The sequence below is a fragment of the Clostridium acidisoli DSM 12555 genome (assembly GCF_900176305.1).
GTDB lineage: Bacteria > Bacillota > Clostridia > Clostridiales > Clostridiaceae > Clostridium_I > Clostridium_I acidisoli.
In genome coordinates, this window is the sequence record NZ_FWXH01000005.1 from 86,758 (window position 1) to 107,573 (window position 20,816).

19 protein-coding genes and 1 pseudogene are annotated in these 20,816 nt (G+C 31.1%); 14 read left to right on the forward strand and 6 right to left on the reverse strand.

Annotated elements, in window-relative coordinates:
- The first annotated feature begins 21 nt into the window (after nucleotides 1–21).
- Both B8978_RS09200 and B8978_RS20405 read left to right on the forward strand, forming a co-directional pair.
- On the forward strand, nucleotides 22–1,338 hold the full coding sequence (locus tag B8978_RS09200; RefSeq protein WP_084115449.1) for a DRTGG domain-containing protein: 1,317 nt from the start codon (nucleotides 22–24) through the stop codon (nucleotides 1,336–1,338).
- A gap of 82 nt (nucleotides 1,339–1,420) precedes the next feature.
- Entirely contained in the window at nucleotides 1,421–1,543 is a 123-nt protein-coding gene (locus B8978_RS20405; protein ID WP_278326917.1) for a hypothetical protein, read from the forward strand.
- Nucleotides 1,544–1,660: 117 nt separating this feature from the next.
- On the opposite strand, the gene B8978_RS19825 is transcribed toward B8978_RS20405, so the two are convergent.
- A complete protein-coding gene (locus B8978_RS19825) occupies nucleotides 1,661–1,828 on the reverse strand; it encodes a hypothetical protein (protein WP_176212659.1) in 168 nt (55 codons plus the stop codon).
- A gap of 167 nt (nucleotides 1,829–1,995) precedes the next feature.
- Here B8978_RS19825 and B8978_RS09205 point away from each other — a divergent pair, with 167 nt between their 5' ends.
- The 5 genes from B8978_RS09205 (at nucleotide 1,996) to rlmD (ending at nucleotide 10,349) form a co-directional block, all read left to right on the forward strand.
- Complete coding sequence (locus tag B8978_RS09205) at nucleotides 1,996–5,475, forward strand: DNA polymerase III subunit alpha (protein ID WP_084115451.1); 3,480 nt, start codon at nucleotides 1,996–1,998, stop codon at nucleotides 5,473–5,475.
- A gap of 275 nt (nucleotides 5,476–5,750) precedes the next feature.
- Nucleotides 5,751–6,710, forward strand: coding sequence for a 6-phosphofructokinase (gene pfkA, locus B8978_RS09210; RefSeq protein ID WP_084115453.1), 960 nt, complete (start codon nucleotides 5,751–5,753; stop codon nucleotides 6,708–6,710).
- 76 nt (nucleotides 6,711–6,786) lie between these two features.
- Nucleotides 6,787–8,217, forward strand: a complete 1,431-nt coding sequence (gene pyk / locus B8978_RS09215; protein ID WP_084115455.1) for a pyruvate kinase — start codon at nucleotides 6,787–6,789, stop codon at nucleotides 8,215–8,217.
- 290 nt (nucleotides 8,218–8,507) lie between these two features.
- On the forward strand, nucleotides 8,508–8,870 hold the full coding sequence (locus tag B8978_RS09220) for a DUF1540 domain-containing protein (protein WP_084115457.1): 363 nt from the start codon (nucleotides 8,508–8,510) through the stop codon (nucleotides 8,868–8,870).
- An 87-nt stretch (nucleotides 8,871–8,957) separates the two neighbouring features.
- The gene (gene rlmD / locus B8978_RS09225) at nucleotides 8,958–10,349 is read left to right on the forward strand and encodes a 23S rRNA (uracil(1939)-C(5))-methyltransferase RlmD (RefSeq protein ID WP_084115458.1); all 1,392 of its coding nucleotides are present in this window, start codon (nucleotides 8,958–8,960) and stop codon (nucleotides 10,347–10,349) included.
- Nucleotides 10,350–10,920: 571 nt separating this feature from the next.
- Here rlmD and B8978_RS09230 read toward each other — a convergent pair.
- From B8978_RS09230 to B8978_RS09250, 5 genes and pseudogenes are all read right to left on the reverse strand, one after another.
- The gene (locus tag B8978_RS09230) at nucleotides 10,921–11,544 is read right to left on the reverse strand and encodes an L-2-amino-thiazoline-4-carboxylic acid hydrolase (protein WP_084115465.1); all 624 of its coding nucleotides are present in this window, start codon (nucleotides 11,542–11,544) and stop codon (nucleotides 10,921–10,923) included.
- Nucleotides 11,545–11,611: 67 nt separating this feature from the next.
- Nucleotides 11,612–12,052 carry a MarR family winged helix-turn-helix transcriptional regulator gene (locus B8978_RS09235; RefSeq protein WP_084115466.1) on the reverse strand — a complete coding sequence of 147 codons (441 nt, stop codon included), beginning with the start codon at nucleotides 12,050–12,052 and terminating at the stop codon, nucleotides 11,612–11,614.
- Nucleotides 12,053–12,552: 500 nt separating this feature from the next.
- Nucleotides 12,553–12,939: pseudogene (locus tag B8978_RS20520) on the reverse strand (transposase); the annotation flags it as partial.
- Nucleotides 12,940–13,006: 67 nt separating this feature from the next.
- On the reverse strand, nucleotides 13,007–14,494 hold the full coding sequence (locus B8978_RS09245; protein ID WP_084115467.1) for a 4Fe-4S dicluster domain-containing protein: 1,488 nt from the start codon (nucleotides 14,492–14,494) through the stop codon (nucleotides 13,007–13,009).
- A 63-nt stretch (nucleotides 14,495–14,557) separates the two neighbouring features.
- The gene (locus B8978_RS09250; RefSeq protein ID WP_084115468.1) at nucleotides 14,558–14,854 is read right to left on the reverse strand and encodes a cupin domain-containing protein; all 297 of its coding nucleotides are present in this window, start codon (nucleotides 14,852–14,854) and stop codon (nucleotides 14,558–14,560) included.
- 119 nt (nucleotides 14,855–14,973) lie between these two features.
- Here B8978_RS09250 and B8978_RS09255 point away from each other — a divergent pair, with 119 nt between their 5' ends.
- The 7 genes from B8978_RS09255 to B8978_RS09280 all read left to right on the forward strand — a co-directional run bounded on the left by B8978_RS09255 (nucleotide 14,974) and on the right by B8978_RS09280 (nucleotide 20,790).
- Nucleotides 14,974–15,633, forward strand: a complete 660-nt coding sequence (locus B8978_RS09255) for a Crp/Fnr family transcriptional regulator (RefSeq protein WP_242950527.1) — start codon at nucleotides 14,974–14,976, stop codon at nucleotides 15,631–15,633.
- 331 nt (nucleotides 15,634–15,964) lie between these two features.
- A complete protein-coding gene (locus B8978_RS19830; RefSeq protein WP_176212660.1) occupies nucleotides 15,965–16,120 on the forward strand; it encodes a hypothetical protein in 156 nt (51 codons plus the stop codon).
- Nucleotides 16,121–16,235: 115 nt separating this feature from the next.
- Nucleotides 16,236–16,826, forward strand: a complete 591-nt coding sequence (locus B8978_RS09260; RefSeq protein ID WP_139796018.1) for a hypothetical protein — start codon at nucleotides 16,236–16,238, stop codon at nucleotides 16,824–16,826.
- Nucleotides 16,827–17,106: 280 nt separating this feature from the next.
- Nucleotides 17,107–17,574: a MarR family winged helix-turn-helix transcriptional regulator gene (locus B8978_RS09265; RefSeq protein WP_084115470.1), complete on the forward strand. Its 468-nt coding sequence runs from the start codon at nucleotides 17,107–17,109 to the stop codon at nucleotides 17,572–17,574.
- 31 nt (nucleotides 17,575–17,605) lie between these two features.
- Nucleotides 17,606–18,535 carry an alpha/beta hydrolase gene (locus B8978_RS09270; protein ID WP_084115471.1) on the forward strand — a complete coding sequence of 310 codons (930 nt, stop codon included), beginning with the start codon at nucleotides 17,606–17,608 and terminating at the stop codon, nucleotides 18,533–18,535.
- 53 nt (nucleotides 18,536–18,588) lie between these two features.
- Entirely contained in the window at nucleotides 18,589–19,608 is a 1,020-nt protein-coding gene (locus B8978_RS09275) for an amidohydrolase family protein (RefSeq protein ID WP_084115472.1), read from the forward strand.
- A 117-nt stretch (nucleotides 19,609–19,725) separates the two neighbouring features.
- Nucleotides 19,726–20,790, forward strand: a complete 1,065-nt coding sequence (locus tag B8978_RS09280) for a C45 family autoproteolytic acyltransferase/hydrolase (protein ID WP_084115473.1) — start codon at nucleotides 19,726–19,728, stop codon at nucleotides 20,788–20,790.
- Nucleotides 20,791–20,816 lie beyond the last annotated feature (26 nt).

A 20,816-nucleotide genomic window follows, 5' to 3' on the forward strand; every position in this document is an offset into this window, starting at 1 on the left:
AAGGAGGCAAAGTATAAATTTATGTCAAAACATCAAGAGATTATAAATTATATAGGAACTCTTGCCGCTGGAACTAAGATATCGGTAAGAACTATTGCGGGCGAATTAGAGGTAAGTGAAGGAACTGCTTATAGAGCTATTAAAGAGTGTGAAAATAATGGCATTGTTACTACAATACCAAGGGTTGGAACAGTTAAAATTGATAAAGTAGAAAAAAAGAGTATAGAGGTATTAAATTATAGTGAAGTTCTTAATATGGTTGACGGAACAATACTTGGTGGAAAAAATGGAATGTACAAAACTCTTAATAAATTTGTAATAGCAGCAATGACCTTTAATGCAGCTAAGAAATATATAAGTCCTGGGTGTTTAGTGATAGTTGGAAATAGAGAAGACATACAAAAAATCTCACTGCTTAACAATTGTGCCGTTTTAATTGTTGGAGGTTTTGGGTGTACTGATTTTATTAAAGAACTTGCTGATGAGAAACAAATGCCTGTAATTTCTACTTCATATGATAGTTTTACTATAGCAACCATGATAAATAGGGCAATATCAGAAAGTCTTATCAAAAAAGAGATAATTTTGGTAGAAGACATAATGGAGACAAATGTTAAGTGTATGAAAGTTAATGACACTATAAGCATGTGGAGAGACTTAGCTCGAGCTACTAAGAAAGATAAATATTTGGTCTTAGATGAAAAACAACATGTTGTTGGAATTATAAGTCTTAAGGAAATTAGTCTTGAAAATGATGTTAATGATAATATGCCAATTTTGACATTTATGAATAAGGATTTTATGACGGTTACACCAAAAACTACCGTTGCTTATGCAGCACATATTATGGGATGGGAAGGCATAGAAATATGCCCTGTAATAGAGAATAAAAAATTACTTGGAATAGTTGATAGACAGGATGTAATAAAGGCATTGCAATATGCATTAAGGCAACCACAAACTGGAGAAACTCTTGAGGATATGGTTCTTAAGAATTTTTCATATGAACATAAAGATGGAAAAATGCATTTTAAAGGTAAAATTGTAGCTGAAATGCTTGATGTTATTGGTACAGCATCCTGGAGTTCATTAAATATGCTTCTCTCTACTATGGGAATAATGACACTTAGAGAGAAAAATAATGTAAATGTTTCTGTTGATAGCATTAATACATATTTTATGAAACCTGTAGAAATTGACAGCGAAATTGAAGTTTTTACTAATATAGTTGATATGGGAAGAAACTTTTGTAAGGTTGAAGTTAATATGTTTAGTTCAAATGAAAGCTTAATATCTAAGCTTATGCTTTCTGCAAAGATTATTAAAAATAGATATTAAAACTTAGGTGTGAGGTTTTACTTAATTTAAAGAAATTGCAAAGCACGAGTTAAAGATTTTCCTCTACTGCGTGAGTAAAAAGATGAAAGATTGCCAGAGTGGCAAGATGGAAGAATTAACGGTAAGTCCGTTAATGGTGAGAGAATTTGCTTTCAGCAAAAGGGTAAGGAGGATTTTTCTACGCTATGCTATGAAAAATCTTTGAATTTAATTTATAGTCTAAAGTATATTGTCCTCTATTTTTTGACCGAAGGTTGTTGGTGTTTAATATACTAGGTATTATTAGCATATTAAACTATTATATAAACTTCAAAGGCTGCCCCTAAAAACAAAACCTACGGTTAAAATATATATTAGAGTTGTCTTTAAATAGTAGAGTATACAAAAATAAGTTCATTATTTTTCTGACGTATGAGGAAAAATTTCCTTTACCTGTTACGTAAGTAACTTCTCTCACCTTTGACGGATTTAGCAGCGTCAAAACTTTCATCTAGCCGAAGGCTTTCTTTAACCTTTTTATCTAGCTTTAGCTATGGTAAAATTCTTTAGTCAATGCTTTGCAATTTCTAACTATCCTGAATTGTACCATGATTTTAAAAAGAAAGTAATGTGTTATAATATTAATATAAATTTTAATTAACAAGAGGAGAAAAAAATATGAGCAAGGATTTTGTTCATCTGCATGTGCATACTGAGTACAGCCTTCTTGATGGTTCTGGAAAAATAAAAAAACTTATTGCAAGAGCTAAAGAACTTGGAATGAAAAGTCTTGCTATAACTGATCATGGAGCAATGTATGGGGTTGTAGATTTTTATAAAGCAGCTAAGGAAGCTGGAATCAAACCTATCATAGGATGCGAAATTTATGTAGCAGGAAAATCTATGCATATAAAGCAGCCTGATAAGGAAAATCAAACCTATCATTTGGTATTATTAGTAAAAAATGAAATTGGATATAAAAATCTTATGGAAATCGTATCGGAAGCCTCAATTGATGGCTTTTATTATAAACCGAGAGTTGATCATGAATTTTTAAAGGAACATAGTGAGGGTATTATTGCACTTAGTGCATGTCTAGGTGGAGAGGTACAGTCAAAAATTTTAAAAGGTAACAAGGAAGAAGCTAGAAAAGCGGCTTTATTTTATAAAGAAACATTTAAAGATGGCTTCTATCTTGAACTTCAATATCATGGTATTGATGAGCAGCTTAGAGTTAATGAAGAACTTATTAGTATGTCAAAAGAGTTAAATATGCCACTAGTGGCAACAAATGATGTGCATTATATAAAAAATGAAGATTATAAATCTCATGACGTACTTCTTTGTATTCAAACGGGTAAAACTGTGGATGAACCAAATAGAATGAGGTACGCTTCAGATCAGTTTTATTTAAAATCACCAGAAGAAATGTATAGTCAATTTTCTTATGTTGAAGAAGCTATAAGGAACACAGTAAAAATAGCTGATGAATGTAACTATGAATATGAATTTCATAAGTCAAAACTTCCTAATTTTCCACTACCAGAAGGTACGGATCACTATGAGTACATGAAAGACCTTTGTTATAGTGGATTAAAGGTAAGATATTCTGAAATTACTAAAGAACTTACAGATAGATTAGAATATGAACTTAATATAATAAAAACAATGGGTTATGTGGACTATTTCTTAATTGTATGGGATTTTATAAGATTTGCTATTGAAAACAATATAATGACTGGACCAGGAAGAGGTAGTGGAGCAGGTTCTATTGTTGCCTATACTTTAGGAATTACCAAGATAGATCCTATAAAATATAATCTTATCTTCGAAAGATTTTTGAATCCAGAAAGAGTTTCTATGCCAGATATAGATTCAGATTTTTGCTATGAAAGAAGACAAGAAGTTATAAATTATGTTGTTGAAAAATATGGTAAAAACAATGTATCACAAATTGTAACCTTTGGAACAATGGCAGCTAGGGCATGTATTCGAGATGTAGGAAGAGCCATGAATTATTCATATGCTGAAGTTGATAGAATTGCTAAAATGATACCTAGTGTGTTAAACATAACTATTGATAAGGCATTAGAGATTAATACTGAGCTTAAAAGCATCTATGATGAGGATGAAAGGGTTAAGGCATTAATTGACGTTTCAAGGGATCTTGAGGGACTACCAAGGCATACTTCAACTCATGCAGCTGGAGTAGTTATTGCTTCAAAGCCACTTGTAAATTATGTACCACTACTTAAAAATGAAGATGCAATAGTGAGTCAGTTTACAATGGGAACACTTGAAGAACTTGGTCTTTTAAAAATGGATTTTCTAGGTCTAAGGACACTTACAGTTCTTAGAGATGCTGTACAAATGATACAAGAAAATAAAGGAGTAACAATAGATTTAGATAATATTCACTTTGATGATAGTGATGTGTATAAAATGCTTGGTGAAGGAAAAACCGTAGGTGTATTCCAGCTTGAGTCACCAGGCATAACAAGTTTTATGAAAGAACTTAAACCAGATAATTTTGAAGATATAATTGCTGGAATCAGTCTTTATAGACCAGGTCCAATGAATGAGATACCAAGATATATAAAAAATAAAAACAATCCGTTAGAAATTGAATACATTACGCCAGAACTAGAACCCATATTAAGTGTTACTTATGGATGTATGGTGTATCAAGAACAGGTAATGCAGATAGTAAGAGATTTAGCTGGCTATTCAATGGGAAGAAGTGACTTAGTCAGACGTGCTATGTCTAAGAAAAAACACCATGTTATGGAAGAAGAAAGACATAATTTTATACATGGAATTACAGACAAAGATGGAAATATAGAAGTGGCAGGATGTATTAGAAATGGTATATCAGAAACAGCGGCAAATAAAATTTTTGATTCTATGATGGATTTTGCTAGTTATGCATTTAACAAGTCACATGCAGCAGCCTATGCAGTTGTGGCATATGATACTGCATATTTAATGAAATATTATTCAGCTGAATTTATAGCAGGTACTTTAAATAGTGTTATGGGAAATAATGAAAAAGTTGCTTATTATGTTAGATTTGCAAAGGAACTAAATATTCAAATTCTTCCACCAGATATAAATGAAAGTTATGCAAAATTTACAGTTAAAGATGAGACAATAAGGTTTGGTATTGCTTCAGTTAAAAATGTAGGGTTTAATGTGATAGAAAGCATAGTATCAGCTAGAAATAAAAAAGGTAAATTCACAAATTTCGTTGACTTCTGTAATAAAATTGATATTGGAGTAGTTAACAAAAGAGCAGTGGAGAGTTTAATTAAATCAGGTGCATTTGATTGTTTAGGAGTTTTTAGATCAAAGCTTTCTGCAGTATTTGAAAAAATTATGGATGGAATAGGAAGTCAAAGAAAAAAGAACATTGATGGACAAATGAGCCTTTTTACAGATTTTGCTGATGATAAGCAAGAGGATATTGATATAAAATATCCAGATATTAAGGAGTTTGATAAAAAGTATATACTATCAATGGAAAAGGAAATGACAGGACTTTATATTTCAGGACACCCATTAGATGAATATGAGGAAACCTTGAATAATTTAACAAACACTAAAATCTCAGACATTGTTGTAGATGAGTCTTTAGAAAACATAGAATCAGATGGAAGTTATAAAATAATGGATGGTGATAGAGTAGTTATTGGTGGAATAATTACAGAAGTATCAAGAAAAATCACCAAAAAAAATACAATGATGGCCTTTATAAAAGTAGAAGATATGTATGGTACTGTGGAGATAGTAGTTTTCCCTAAGGTTCTTGAGAAAAGCAACGCTTTAATAAAGGAAGATGGATTAGTAATAGTAAAGGGCAGAGTAAGTATTAGAGAAGAAGAGCAACCTAAAATATTAGGTGAAGACATTACACCGCTTGCTAAAATTACAGCTACAAAGGTATATTTACAAATTGAAGAAGAAAAACAAATTATGAGTGTAATTAATAATATGAGCAAAATGTTATCTGAATTTAAGGGTAATACTCCAATTTATCTATGTACTAAAAAAGAGAGAAAAAAATTTATGCTTCCAGATAACCTTTGGATAAATGAGGATATAGAGATATTAAATTTATTGAGAGATAAATTTGGAAATGAAAATGTAAAGGTCATATAGTATAATTGACTAAAAATTTTTACTATTTAGAATTAATTCTTGTTTTACAGTATAAAATTTGGAAAGTTGTACAAAATATTAAAAAGGGGATTAATATACCCCTTTTTAATATAAAATTTACGTTATATTTTCTATAAAGCATTGAAGTTTTTTGTCATTTACATTAGAATTATAGTTGGTAGGTAAAGTATTAATTAAAGCAATATAAATTACTGTGAGATTTTATAAAATATGTGGGACAAGTTAAGTCCCTAGTGGTCGTAGGAGGTATATATATGAAAACTATTGCTGTATTAACAAGTGGTGGAGATGCACCTGGAATGAACGCAGCTATAAGAGCTGTTGTTAGGACTGCGCTAGATAAAGGCATAAAGGTAATGGGCGTAAAAAGAGGTTACAGTGGTCTTATAAATGGAGAACTCTTTGAGATGAAAAGATACGACGTATCTGATATAATACAAAGAGGTGGAACTGTTTTAAGAACTGCAAGATGCGCTGAGTTTCTTACTGACGAAGGAAGAAAAAAGGCAGCAGGTGTTCTTAGAGTGTTTGGTGTTGACGGATTAGTAGTAATAGGTGGTAATGGTTCATTTATGGGAGCACAGAAGCTTTCAAAGCTAGGTGTAGCTACAGTAGGTATTCCTGGAACTATAGATAATGATTTACCATATACAGATTATACTTTAGGATTTGATACTACTTTAAACACTGTTCTTGATGCTATAAACAAGCTAAGAGATACATCTACATCACATGAGAGAGTAAGTATAGTAGAAGTAATGGGAAGAGATTGTGGAGACATAGCTCTTTACGCTGGAATTTCTGGCGGAGCAGAAGCAGCTTTATTGCCAGAAAAAGGTTATGATTTTGATGAATTATGCAAAAATATACTTGAGGGAAAACTAAAAGGAAAAATGCATAATTTAATTTTAGTTGCAGAAGGAATTGGCGGTTCAGCAGAACTTGCTAAAAAAGTTGAAGAAGTTACTGGTATTGAGACAAGAGCTACAATACTTGGACATATTCAAAGAGGTGGAAGTCCATCTGCATTTGATAGAATGCTTGCATCTAGAATGGGAGTTAGAGCTGTAGAAGTTCTAATAGAAGGAAAATCATCAAGAGTTATTGGAATAAGAGAAAATAAAATAACTGATGATGACATAGATGAAGCTTTAGCAGTGCCAAGAAAATTTGATGAAAATTTATATGAAATATCAGAAATGTTATCAAGATAAACTTCATCAGATTTTTAATCATATATAAATAAATCATATATAAAATCAGAATTTAAATGTAAGGAGAGAATTTAAAATGCAAAAGACTAAAATGATATTTACAGTTGGACCAGCAAGTGAATCAGAAGAGGTTTTATCAAAACTAATCGAGGCTGGAATGAGTGCATCAAGACACAATTTCTCACATGGAGACCATGAAGAACATAATGGTAGAATAACACTTGTTAAAAAATTAAGAGAAAAGTATAACAAGCCAATAGCTATAATACTTGATACTAAGGGACCAGAAATCAGAACTCATAACTTTGATGGTGGAAAATTAGAATTACAAAAAGGAAACAAATTTACAGTAGTTTGTGGCGAAGAAGTTCTTGGAGATGCAACAAAATGCTCAATAACATATACAGATCTTTATAAAGATGTTGTTAAAGGAAACACAATTTTAATTGATGACGGTCTTGTTGGATTAACAGTTGATTCAATTGAAGGTACAGACATACACTGCACAGTAGCTAATACTGGAATGGTAGGAAGCCATAAAGGAATAAACGTTCCTAATGTTTCAATCAAACTTCCAGCTATGACTGAAAAAGATAAAGGCGATTTAATATTTGGTTGTCAAGTTGGTGTTGATGCAATAGCAGCTTCTTTTGTGAGAAAAGCAGCAGACGTTATTGCTATTAGAGACGTTTTAAAAGCTAATGGTGGAGAGAACATAAAGATCTACTCTAAAGTAGAAAACCAAGAAGGCGTTGATAATATAGATGAAATTATCGAAACTTCTGATGGTGTAATGGTAGCTAGAGGAGACATGGGTGTTGAAATTCCAATAGAAATGGTTCCACTTACTCAGAAAATGATAATTGCAAAATGTAATAAAGCAGGAAAGCCAGTTATAACTGCAACTCAAATGCTTGATTCAATGATAAGAAATCCAAGACCAACAAGAGCAGAAGCTTCAGACATAGCAAATGCTATATTTGATGGTACTGATGCAATAATGCTTAGTGGTGAAAGTGCTAATGGATCATATCCAGTAGAAGCTGCACAGACTATGGCAAGAATTGCACAAGCTGCAGAAAAACAATTAGATTATAAAGAAGCACTTAAAAAGAGAAAAGAAACTTCAACTAAAAATGTTGCAGATGCAATAAGTCTTGCAACTTGTGAAACAGCTGGAGAACTTAATGCATCTGCTATAGTTACTGCTACTCAAACTGGAAGCACAGCTAGAATGGTTGCAAAATATAGATCAGAATGTCCAGTAATAGCTGTTACACCTGATGAAAAAGTTGCTAGATCATTAGCACTTAGCTGGGGAGTATACCCAATAGTTGCTGAAAAAGTTGTATCTACAGATGAATTAATAGTTAAATCAGTAGAAAAAGCTAAAGAATACAACTTCGTTAAAGATGGCGACTTAGTTGTTGTTGCTGCTGGTATACAAGTTCAATTAGCAGGATCAACAAACATGCTTAAAGTTCACGTTGTTGGATCTGAAAAATAATTTTAGTCTATAAAATAAAAATATTTAAATAAGAAGACTATATCAGAATTTTTAAATTTTGATATAGTCTTTTTTTAAATTTAGGTTAATTTATTGATAATGTATAAAATTTCATATTGTGGTTAAAATAATATAATGATAAAATAAAAGAGAATGTTGATAAAATGGCAACTGATTCTATTTGGCACCCTTAGGGTGCTCTTTTTTTTCTCAATATATAATGAAAGCTGAATAAAATTACTGTTACCTGCAAAGAATAAAGTTAGACTAAATATAACGGGGTGGTAGTAATGTCAGATTTAATGTGTAGTGCCGTAAATTGCGTATACAATATAAGTGGATTATGTTCTGCCAGAAGTATACATATTGGGATAAAAGGGATAAGTTCTAAAAATGAAGATACCTTATGTGAAAATTTTTTACATAGAAATTTAAAGAACACTTTTACAAGTATTATAAATACAAATATAATTGGTGAAGTTAAGCAAGTAGTAGATAGAGATAATATTAATATGAGTCCACAAATAATTTGTGATGCTAAGGAGTGTATATATAATAGCAGCAACATGTGCTCAGCAAAACATGTTCAAATATACGGCTTAAAATGCGAAGATGGAAAGTGCACAAAATGTGAAGTGTTTGCTAGACGGTAAAAGAGTATTTTGTTTCTATGGAAAATGATTATATGATATAATAAATTAGTTTGAATTTATAGGTTTTTGTTTAGAAAGGTGAAATAGATGAAAAAAAATATTCCAGTAGAAAAAAATGAAGTGTATACAATTAATATAGAGGCATTAGGTTATGAGGGAGAAGGCATAGGGAAGATTGATGACTTTACAATCTTTGTTAAAGGTGCTATTGATGGAGAAACAGTTGAGGCAAAAATAATAAAAGTAAATAAAAATTTTGCATTTGGAAAACTTACAAATATAATAAAAAAATCACCAGATAGAGTTGAGCCAATTTGTGAAATATACAATAAGTGTGGTGGATGTAGCCTGCAACATTTAAGTTATGGAAAACAGCTCCAATTTAAGAAAAAAAGAGTTGAAGATTGCTTAGAGAGAATAGGCAAATTGAAAGTTAATGATGAAAATGGCATTAAAATAAATGAAACAATTGGTATGGAAACTCCATATAGATATAGAAATAAAGTTCAATTACCTGTTGGAAATAAAAATGGAGAAGTTGTAGTTGGTTTTTATTCAGCAAGAAGTCATGAAATAGTTTCAATGGAAAAATGTTATATACAACACGAAGTTGGAGATAAAATTGTATCTCTTATAAAAGATTGGATTAAAGACAATAAAATATCCTTGTATGATGAAAATAATGGACAAGGCATTATAAGACATGTAATGGTGAGGAAAGCTTTTAAAACTGGTGATGTTATGGTAGTTATTGTTGCTAACTCAAATAAATTACCACATAAAGAGGAATTAATAAAACTTTTACAAGAAAATATAAATGAACTTAAAAGCATAGTTTTAAACGTAAATAAGAAAAGGACAAATGTGATTCTAGGTGATAAGTGTGAAACAATTTTTGGTGAAGATACAATTGTTGATAGCATTGGAAAATTTAAATTTAATATATCGCCATTATCATTTTTTCAAGTTAACCCCGTTCAAACAGAAAAATTATATGAGAAAGCTTTAGAATATGCAGCTTTAAATGGAGATGAAATTGTATTTGATGCTTATTGTGGAGCAGGGACTATTTCATTGTTTTTATCTCAGAAGGCAAAAAAGGTATATGGAGTTGAGATAATTAAGGAGGCCATAGATGATGCGAAAAAAAATGCAATTGAAAACAATGTGAAAAATGTTGAATTCATTGTTGGACAATCTGAAAAAGTGATACCAGAGCTTATTAACAAAGGAATAATGGCAGATGTGGTAGTTGTAGATCCACCAAGAAAGGGTTGTGAAAAATCGCTGCTAGAGGAAATAGCTAATATGAAACCGCAAAAAATCGTATATGTATCCTGTGATCCAGGAACTTTAGCTAGAGATCTTCTAATACTTACTGACTTAGAGTACAAAGTAGTAGAAGTTCAACCTGTGGACATGTTTTCTCAAACTAGCCATGTGGAGACTTGCAGCCTCTTAGTGAGGAAACGAGCTTAGAGATGCAGTCCGCATACCAAAGCGAAGCGGAGGTATACGATCCTTTTAAAAGCCTTACAAGGAGCCAAGGGACTAAGTAAAAAATATAGTACCATCCATGCAAGGATTTCCAAAGAAGGTGAGCACATAGTGCGAAACACGATTGGTAGCAAGCTACTGCGGAGACCCATTTTAGCATGCTTCAAAGGTTTTAGAGGTTTTTAAGTAAATATTGAAGTGTGTTATATGTTCCCTCAAACTTAGGTTTGAGGGTGTTTTTTGTTTTTACAAGTGAGGGGCACAGAATCCGCAATAAACAGTTAAAAAAACATATTAACGTTTCTGTGGTTATTGATATGGAGTGTGGGGATAAAAGAAAATAATGTTTATGATGATAGGATACTAAATAAAAATCACCTTTCCGTTATAATAGAGTTGTTCAAGCTACTATGATAACGAAAGGAAAGGTGATTTTGTAGGAGTATCAACGAAAGTTCCATGTATTGCAAAGTATACATGGATTTATAATAATGTATAAAATATGAAATATATAAAAATTCTAAATTTTACCTTTTGTGAGATTCATCATAAATTATTTACAGTTAATTTTATTTTTATATTCCCAAACAAAGTGACATTCATTGCATCCATCTGCGATACGTTGATTTATACCATCACGATGAAATATAATTTCTTCGGGTAAGTAAGAATTAAACACTGCATTATCCACTTGACAGATTAATTTTGTTGCTTCAGAGATTTGTAAATAAGTTGTTAATTCATGATAAAGGCATTTAGTTATTTTTATCTCAAATTTATTTTCATCCTTATAAACTACTTCTAAGTCATTCCATTTAGTTGTTCCTGTTTTATTAATTTGCAATTCTTGTTTAATGAAATTTTCAAAAGTCCTTGTTTTATTGACAGAATCAAATAAAATGCTTTGTTTTGCAAGTCCACCTGTAAGTAGTGCTATTCGCATTATTTCAAACGCTTTCTTTTCACCTAGCTTATTTTTTAAATTTATGTACACCCATAATGGCATTGAAATAAATTTTATTAAGTCAGGTGGAAACTTTTTATCAATGGTGCTTTGAAAGGTTGGAAGAGATGATTTACACTCTTGCAAAAAACATTCTGGTGAAGGAATTTCTTCCTGCAAAAGTTCTAATAATATAGGTGTTGTAATTTTTGTGAAATCAAATTTTTTTTTCAATTTTAATACCTCCATAAAATTAAATATTTTTTAGTAACTAAAATATTTTTCTTATTTAAAGCCTTCATTAATTAGAAGGCCAAGAATTGATTAATTCGTCAAGAAAGTTATTTATAGTATTTATTTCTTCAAGAGAGCGTCTATTTATATATTCTTCCATACAACTATATTGCTCTTTATGATAATTGTTATGTGCTATATTAGCAATTTGTCCTTGAGTGGTCAGGCTATAATAAACATCTTTCTTATTATCATTTGTTCGATACTGTTCTAGCAATCCTTTTTTAATAAGTTTATTAGCTACTTGATTAATAGCTCCATTTGTAATTCCCATAATAGCGGCGAGTTCACTAGCATTAACATTTTTGTGAGTGCTAATGGCTTCTATCATATGAATTTCAGATGTATAGAGTATATGATTAGTTCCATAATTATTTGGTTTTTTATTATTTTGATTAATTTTATTAGAAAGACATATAATTTTTTCTAAAATTTTATTACAAATCATTTTCATCACCAAGTAAATTATATAGTAGCTAAAAATATTGTCAATATTTTTTAGCTACTATAAAATAATTCAACTAAGAAATATAAATCTTATAAAAAAAGAAAAACAATATCATAGTAATGAAAACTCTATGATAATATTTGATTATTTATAAATTGAAATTTATTTCACAATACATGGAATATTCTCAGGCGCTATCAGGTTTTTATAATTTAACCGAAAGGAAGTAATTTGAATGATACTCAGAAAGCTTAGAAAAAAGTCAGAAGTAAATTGTTTATTTTAAATATAAAAAGGATAGTGTAAAGTGAAGTACGGAAAAGTGATGACAAAAAATATTTTGCCAGAAGGGCATAAGATAAGAAGGTTTAGTGTGAATTTAAGCTAAAATATTGGATTTTATATACAACAAAAAATCCTTTTGAAGGAAGGAAATCTTTCATATTGATAGCTATCATTTGATATAACTTATAAATATCGAGTATTTACCTTTATTTAAATTAAGCAGAATTTTCAGCCTGCATCTTCAATATTATCTGTTGACCAAGATAAATAAGGAGTTGCCATTTGACAGGCACATTATCAGTATTTTTAAGGGCATCTAACTCGTTCAAAGGTTTCCAGTAGGTATAAGGATGAGGACGTAGAAAATTATAATAAGCAACCCAAAGAGATACGCCATAGAGAGCACCATCTTCGCTTCAATAACCACAAGTAACACGATAAGAAGATTTGAAAAAAGTGCCATTAAGCCTCTCTACAACTTGCTTAACCCAACGAAATTCAGTTTATACAGCATCATCATTAGTAAGTCATATAACTTGGGTAACATCAAAATCCCATCCATTTACTAACTTGCATTGCTGGCTAGCCAAAGGATAGGCAGCAATAAAATAATGTGTCCTTGACAAATTATTGGGCTCTAGACTATTTTTTAGTATCTTATTTAAAACATTATCGTTTTAAGTTTATGTCTTTGTATTCTTCTAATGCTTTATTTGATAATACATTCTTAATAGTTGACTGTTGATTTATTTTTGTAAATGGTACTTTAGCTTTCGTTACTGGCGCAATTTTAGCAGCTCCATTTATACAACCACCTTCACATAGCATGCCTTCAATGAAGTTTCCGCCTAATTTACCAGCTTTAGCAATAGTGATGCTCTTTTTAATTTCTGTTGCTCCTGAAGCTTTAATTGGCTTGAAGTCTGAATCAATACTTTTTTCTTTAATATAGTTTTCTATAGATGCAGTTACACCACCTCCCATAGCAAAACCTCTGCCAAATATTGATGCATCATTTACTATTATATCTTCACAAGTAGAAGGATCTATTTGAAATGCATCAAATAAAGCTATTAATTCTTCAAAAGTTAATACATAATCAACAGAATCTTTTATAGAATCTTTCAATGCCTCATTTTTTTTAGCAGTACAAGGCCCTATAAATACTACTTTTGCATCTTTATCTTTAGCTTTTACATATCTTCCTGTTGCTACCATTGGAGAAACAGTTCCTGAAATTCTTCCAGCTTGATCAGGCATAATTTTTTCAATATAACTTAAGAAACCTGGACAACATGAACTTGTCATATAACTATCGCCATTTTCCATTCTTTCTACAAATTCATTACTTTCATGTACGGTAACAGCATCTGCTCCACACGCTACTTCTACCATATCTGTAAAACCTAGTGATCTAATTGCATTTTTAACCTGTCCATAAGTTATTTTTGACCCAAATTCTCCAGCTATTGATGGTGCAACTATAGCATAAATATTTTCTTTATTCATTAAACTATTAACAACATTAACTAATGAACTCTTGTCCTCTATGGCTCCAAATGGACATATTGACATGCAAGCACCACAATTTACACATTTATTTTCTGTAATTACAGCAATGAAATCGTAAGCATTAAAACTTAATGCTCCTGTTGGGCATGATTTTTTACAAGGCCTTATATTTTGTGCAATAGCATTATAAGGACATACCTTATTACACATTCCACATTCCTTACATTTATCAGAATCAATATGAGCTCTTCCATTAACATATGTAATTGCTCCAAAATTGCAAACACTTTCACACTTATGTGCTATACAATTTCTACAAGCATCAGTAACTTTAAATTTTTTTGTTGGGCATCTATCACATGCCGCTCTTATCACATATAATATTTGTTTTTCTTCATTTATATCAATTAGTTCTTGTGCATTTTTACCATTTGGTTTATAGCCTGCCGCAAGTTTTGCTCGTTCTAAGAGTATTTCCCTTTCGTGTTCGACAGTATCTCTATACGTTGCAATTTCGCCTTTAATCATAGCATAAGGAATTTTATCTAGTTCTTTTTTGCTAATATTATTCTCCTTTGCTAATACTGCAATTTTAGTAAGAACTTCATGCTTTAGCTTTAAAAGTTGATTATCAAATTGAAACATTACACACACTCTCCTATGAATAATTTTTATTTTATCTTTTAATAGATACCAATATCTCTAATCTTATGAACGACGATAGTGAATTTCATAAGTCAAGGCACTTACAGGAACTTTAAACGGCCCATGATTCATTCCTGATGGTTGAACTGCAACTATTCCTTTAGTAAATACTTGGTTGTCGCAAATCAGCCCACCTTCAATAATATAAACTTCTTCCCAACACTCGTGAGTCAAAATGTTTGTTGTCTTTGTTCCTGGTGCAAATTTCAAAAGTCTAGTAAATTCACTCGTCTTTTTATCCTCTGTAACTATTAGTTCCAATACACCCTCAGGGTAGTCCTTTGGCCAGTGCCAACTTATAACGTATTAGGATTAAAAAACTCTTTTTCTTCTTTCGGAATAATAGTGACTTGCTTCTTTACATTTATTATATTACAATTTAGGCAGGAGGTATGTTGCATAGGCAACATAGCATAACAATGATAGAGCATATAGAAATTTTAAAACAAACAAGTCTTTTTTATGGGATCAAGATGGAAGAAATAGAGAAAATACTCAAGTGTATGTATGCCAGGTTTGTTGAATTTGAAAAAGATGAAATGATTATATGTGAAGGCAGTGAAATAAATGACATTGGTATTTTATTATCAGGTTATGGACGATCTATTAAGCAGGATGAATCAGGTAAAACATCGATTATAACTCTTTTGAAGCCAGGAAGCTTCATTGGTATTTTATTGGCTGCTAGTAAAAATCGTAAGAGTCCGGTATCAGTACAGGCACAAGAGCACCTTTCTGTACTCTTTATTCCTATCGAAAATTTTATTTCAGGATACATCAATGATTGTCCTAAATACAATGTTTTGTTACGTAATTATATCGATGCTATAGCAGAAAAAGCTATGATTTTGCATGATAGAAATGATTGCTTGATAAAGTCAAGTGTAAGAGAAAAGGTATTATCATATTTAAAAAGAGTAGCAAAAGAAGAAGGAAGCAATACTTTTACTACACCATTTGATAGAAATGATATGGCTGAATACGTTAATGTAGAACGAAGTGCTCTTTCCAGAGAACTTTCTAGAATGAAAAAGGATGGAATAATTGATTATTATAAAAATAGTTTTAAGCTTTTATAAATATACAATATTCTTAAAGTATAAAGAATCAAGCTTCTTGTTATTCATACAATTCAAAAAATTAATGTTATTAAAATTATAGTACATTAAAAATCTCTTGCATCAACAAAACGGTTGTTTCTGAACTTTGGATAACTGCCATCTGCTGGTATTCACATTTTGCAAGTGAAATTGAACACTTTCAAAAGCAGAAACTAGCAGAATATCCAAAGATAAGAAAGAACCCCAAAAAGGTGTAAGAGGCTTTAAAAAGTACATTGTAGCCTATCACTTAATCATCCGCATCTCAGCATTACCCTTAACAGGAATCTTGTACCCAGGGGGAAGCTCTGTGTCTAGTGCACACATCACTTCAAATGTAGCTAGAAAAGTGCAATGGCAACTGCAACTAACTTTTCAAGAGTTAATTACCTGCCAAACAAATGCTTTGGTATATTTTTTATGGTTAGCAATGATAAGTGTAAAGGTAACATTTTTGTTGACATAGCATCTATAATTTTGTAAAAACAATATACTATTACAATAGAAATTATATATGTGGGAAGACTGTTCAATATGAAGTATTTAATGGTATATGGATTGTTTATCATGACTTAATATTATTGAAATCCGAATTATTTCTTTTAGAAGAAACTAGAGTGATTAGAATGAACTATTGTATTTCAGGACGGTGTGAACTGCATTATAAAAATAATAAGGTGTTTTATGTAGGAACTGGTGATTTTGTTGCTGCTCTTTTAGATAATGAGCAATATAAACATAGTTTCCCGTTAGGAAATTATAAGGGGATCTCTATTGTTACCAATGAAAAAAAGTTAGATGCTTTTTTAAAAGCCATATTTGTTAATACAAAAATTACAAGTTTTATGCTGCTTCAAAAAATAAAGGAATATGGACAATATATGGTGTTATTAAATAATAGTACACTACAAGCAATAATGAAAGAAATTATTGAGCCAGATGATAGCTTTTGGAAAGAAAAATCTATACTTAAATTTACAGAGGTCATTTTGCTGATAATTAATGATGATGTGGAAGTAAGTCAAGTGAAAGGGAAACACTTTGATAGAAATTTAACTAATAAAGTTAAACAAATAAAAAAAGAAGTTGCAGAAAATACAGAATTGTATACTAAAATAGAAGAAATATCAAAAAAATATAATATTAATTCTAATATGCTCCCCTTATGGTAGACAGTTTAAATAATAAAACTGTTATCATAGGAGGAGTATTTTTATGTTTAGAAATAAATTTTTACCTGAAATGAAAATGATGATAGGATACTAAATAAAAATAGTATCCTTTTTTATTGGAATTACACCAGTTTCATTAAGTGAAATCAAAATAAGTATAAGTGAAAAAATTTATAACATTTCAAAAGGAAAATTAATATAAATTAGTTGAATCGTTCAACTAAATATACTATAATTTAGTTGAAAGATTCAACTAATAAAAAGAGGTGAGTATATAAAAATGAATATTGAAACATTTGTAGAAGTAGGAGTATTAAACAGACAATCTCAAGCTTATATAAGTAATGCTTTAAAAAACATTAATATCAGTTATTCTGAATGTGTTTTTTTGTCAAATCTATATAATAATGAAGGTATTAATCAAGAAGAATTGTCTTCAATATTATTTATCGATAAGACACTAACAGCAAAATCAATAAAGTCGCTTGAAGAAAAAGGATTTTTAATTAGAGAAAGGTGTGAAATAGATAAAAGGTCTAAAAGGCTTTACTTAACTGATAAAGGAAGAGGTTGCAAAGAAGAAATATTTTCACGTTTGGAAAAATGGATAAATTTTATTACAGATGGAATGGATATAAAAACTAAAAATGTTGTTTTTAATGGTTTGCGACTAATGTCTGAAAGAGCTGCAAGTGCTAACTTTGATGAATTATTGCAAAATATTGATGAAAATGGTAACAAAGATTGATTAAAAAATATATAGAAAGAAGGAATGACAAATGCCTTTAAATCCTAAACTTGAAAAACTATTAGAAACAGACTTTGAGGGTATATATTCTATGGGAATTGATAAACTTAGAGAGTACTATGCAAAAAGCTGGGATGACTATAAAGGAGAGATACTAGAAGTTGGTTCTGTAGTAAATCGTGTCGTTAAAACTTCTAAAAGAGACACTCCAATAAGAATATATTATCCGAAGGCAGAAGGTCCTCATCCTGCATTTATATGGATTCATGGTGGTGGATTTGTACTTGGAAATATTGAAGCCTATGATTATATATGTCGAAAGATTACAAACTGTGCAAATTGTGCTGTAATATCCATAGACTATGGTCTTGCACCAGAGCATAAATTCCCTGAACCTGTAGAAGAATGCTATCAGGTTACTAAATGGATATTTAATAATGCTAAAGAGATAAATGTTAATCCTGATAAAATTGCCATTGGAGGTGAGAGTGCCGGTGGTAACCTTACTGCTGTAATAAGTCAGCTTTCAAGAGATAGAGGGGAATTTTCAATTGTTTATCAAGTTATTATTAGTGCAGTGCTGGATCTGCTTGGGGAAACAAAACCAAAATCCAGAGTAGAAAATGCTGAAGGCTACAGGCTTACAACAAAACGTAATGGTTGGTTTATGCAGCTATATTTAAGAGATTTAAAAGAAGCTAAAAATCCATTAGCTTCACCATTACTTGCAGATAACCTTGAAGGTCTTCCAGCTGCATGCATTATCACCTCAGAATATGATATATTAAGGGATGAGGGTGAACATTATGCAAAGCGGTTATCCGAGTCTGGAGTTGAAGTATGCCTTAAGAGATATGATGGAATTATCCATGGCTTTTTTAACATGCAGACCTTGCTGGAAGACGCCCGTGATGCTCTTGCTTTAGTATGTACAAAACTAAATGAAGCTTTTAATAAATAGATTCTTTTATATTATTTCTCAAATATAAAACTTGTAAATATAAGGTGGAAAGTATGGAAAATAACGTAGAAAATTTAATAAAAAATTATAAAGGAAATGGTATACTTAAAATTGATATGCATGCACATTATCTGCCACAAGCTTATAAAGATGCATTATTAAATAGTGGAGAAAAAAATCCAGATGGATTCCCAACCCCCAAATGGGATCCAGAAGTGCATCTAAAAACAATGCAGCAGCTAGGTATATCTAGATCAATGCTATCAATATCATCTCCTCATATTAATTTTGGGGATAGAAATGCTGCTAAAATCTTAGCTAGAAAAGTAAATGAAGATGGAGCAGAACTTGTAAAAAAGTATCCTGGTCGATTTGGTCTGCTTGCCTCTTTACCACTGCCTAATGTGGAAGATAGTATAGAAGAAATTCAATATACAAAGGATATTTTGCATGTTGATGGTTTTGCTTTACCTACTAATACGCAAGGAGTCTATTTAGGAAATCCTTGTTTGGATCTTGTATTTGAAGAGTTAAACAGGCACAAAGCCGTGGTTGTTCTTCATCCAAATAAACCTAGTAATGTTCCTGAAAATGTTGTTGAAGGTTTGCCTATTCCTATGATGGAATTTTTCTTTGATACAACTCGTACTGTAATTAATATGATATTAAAAGGGACATTAAAGAAATTTCCTGATATTAAATTCATCATTCCTCATGCTGGCGCTTTTTTGCCAATACTTGCTGATAGGATTGCTTCTGCAATTCAAATGACACCAGACTCATTTGGTGAGAATATAAAAGGAGAGGCAGATAGGATAGATATCTATGATGCTTTAAAAAATTTATATTATGATGTAGCTGGAGTTTGTCTTCCTAGACAATTAGCTGATCTTTTACAAATTGTTAACGTTGAACATTTATTATATGGAAGCGATTATCCTTATACATCAAAGTTTGGATGTATTATATTAGCTGATGCTTTAGATAAAACCAATTTGCTTAATAATGAACAGCGTCGTGCTATCTACCATGATAATGCATTAAAATTATTTCCGCATTTAAAATTAGGATAATATATTGCAATAGGTTAATTTATTTTTGCTAAAGTAATTATAATATTGAAATTAGTATTGGTAAACCACAGAATACTTAAAAGTGGTGAAATTAAGATCTGAAAAGGAGAGAATATAATGAAGAATGCGAAAGAGTTTAAAATCATTGAGTGCCAAGGCACTCCTTATGAAATCGGCCAACAGTGGGGAGAAGGATGCCAAGAGAGTATCCTAAAGGTTTCGGAAAACATTTTTAATAGTATGATGATTTATTATCAAGCATCAAAGGAAGAGGTCATTTCTAATGCTATGAAGTTTTTCAATGCCGTTCAAAAGTTTGATCCCTATCTGGTTGAAATAATGAGGGGACAGGCTGATGCCACTGGGCTTAGTCTGGAAGAAATATTTACGCAAAAGTGCTTTAATGAGCTTACTTTCCAGTATAATAATGTTTCAGGGCTTTCAGGATTATGTACTTCATTTGCAGCAACAGGAAAAGCAACACAAGATGGGAAAACTATTCTGGGACAAAACATAGATTTTCTTCCTGAAGCACCAATAGATTTATTAAAAATTCATCATGCCAATGGCCTTCAACAATTCGTATTAAGTTTTTCAAATTCCAGTGAATTTATATTTTCGTCTGCTGGAATCGGAATGTGCGCAAATGCTACTATAGGTAAAAATTATTTATCTAATATTCCAGTGGGCTGCTATCTTCCTAGAGTGATGAGGGAGAAAAGTATCCACGATGCTATGGATATACTTAAACAAGTTGCCCGTGGCCTTGGTTACTATCATTTAGCCGATATAAACGGCCAGATGTTAGGTATTGAGAGTATTCATAACGACTTTGAAATTATATACCCTGAAAGGGATATAATGTTGCACTCCAATCATTATCTCACAGAACGTTTTAAGGAAGAAGACACGGCTCCACAATTACAGCCAGACAGCTACCATCGTTTAGACAGAATTCGTAGCCTAATAGATAAGCATTATGGGCACATAAATATTGAAATTGTTAAGAAAATATTGGTTGATCACGACCAAAATCCATATTCCATATGTCGACACATTGATCATAAGGTTCCAATATCATCAAAAACTCTTGCATCATTCATTATGGTACCTGAAGATGGGGCTATATATATAGCAGCTGGTAATCCATGTGAATATGAGTATGTACGGTATGAGTTTTAGCCAAAACTATGTGTAGACTTATTAGC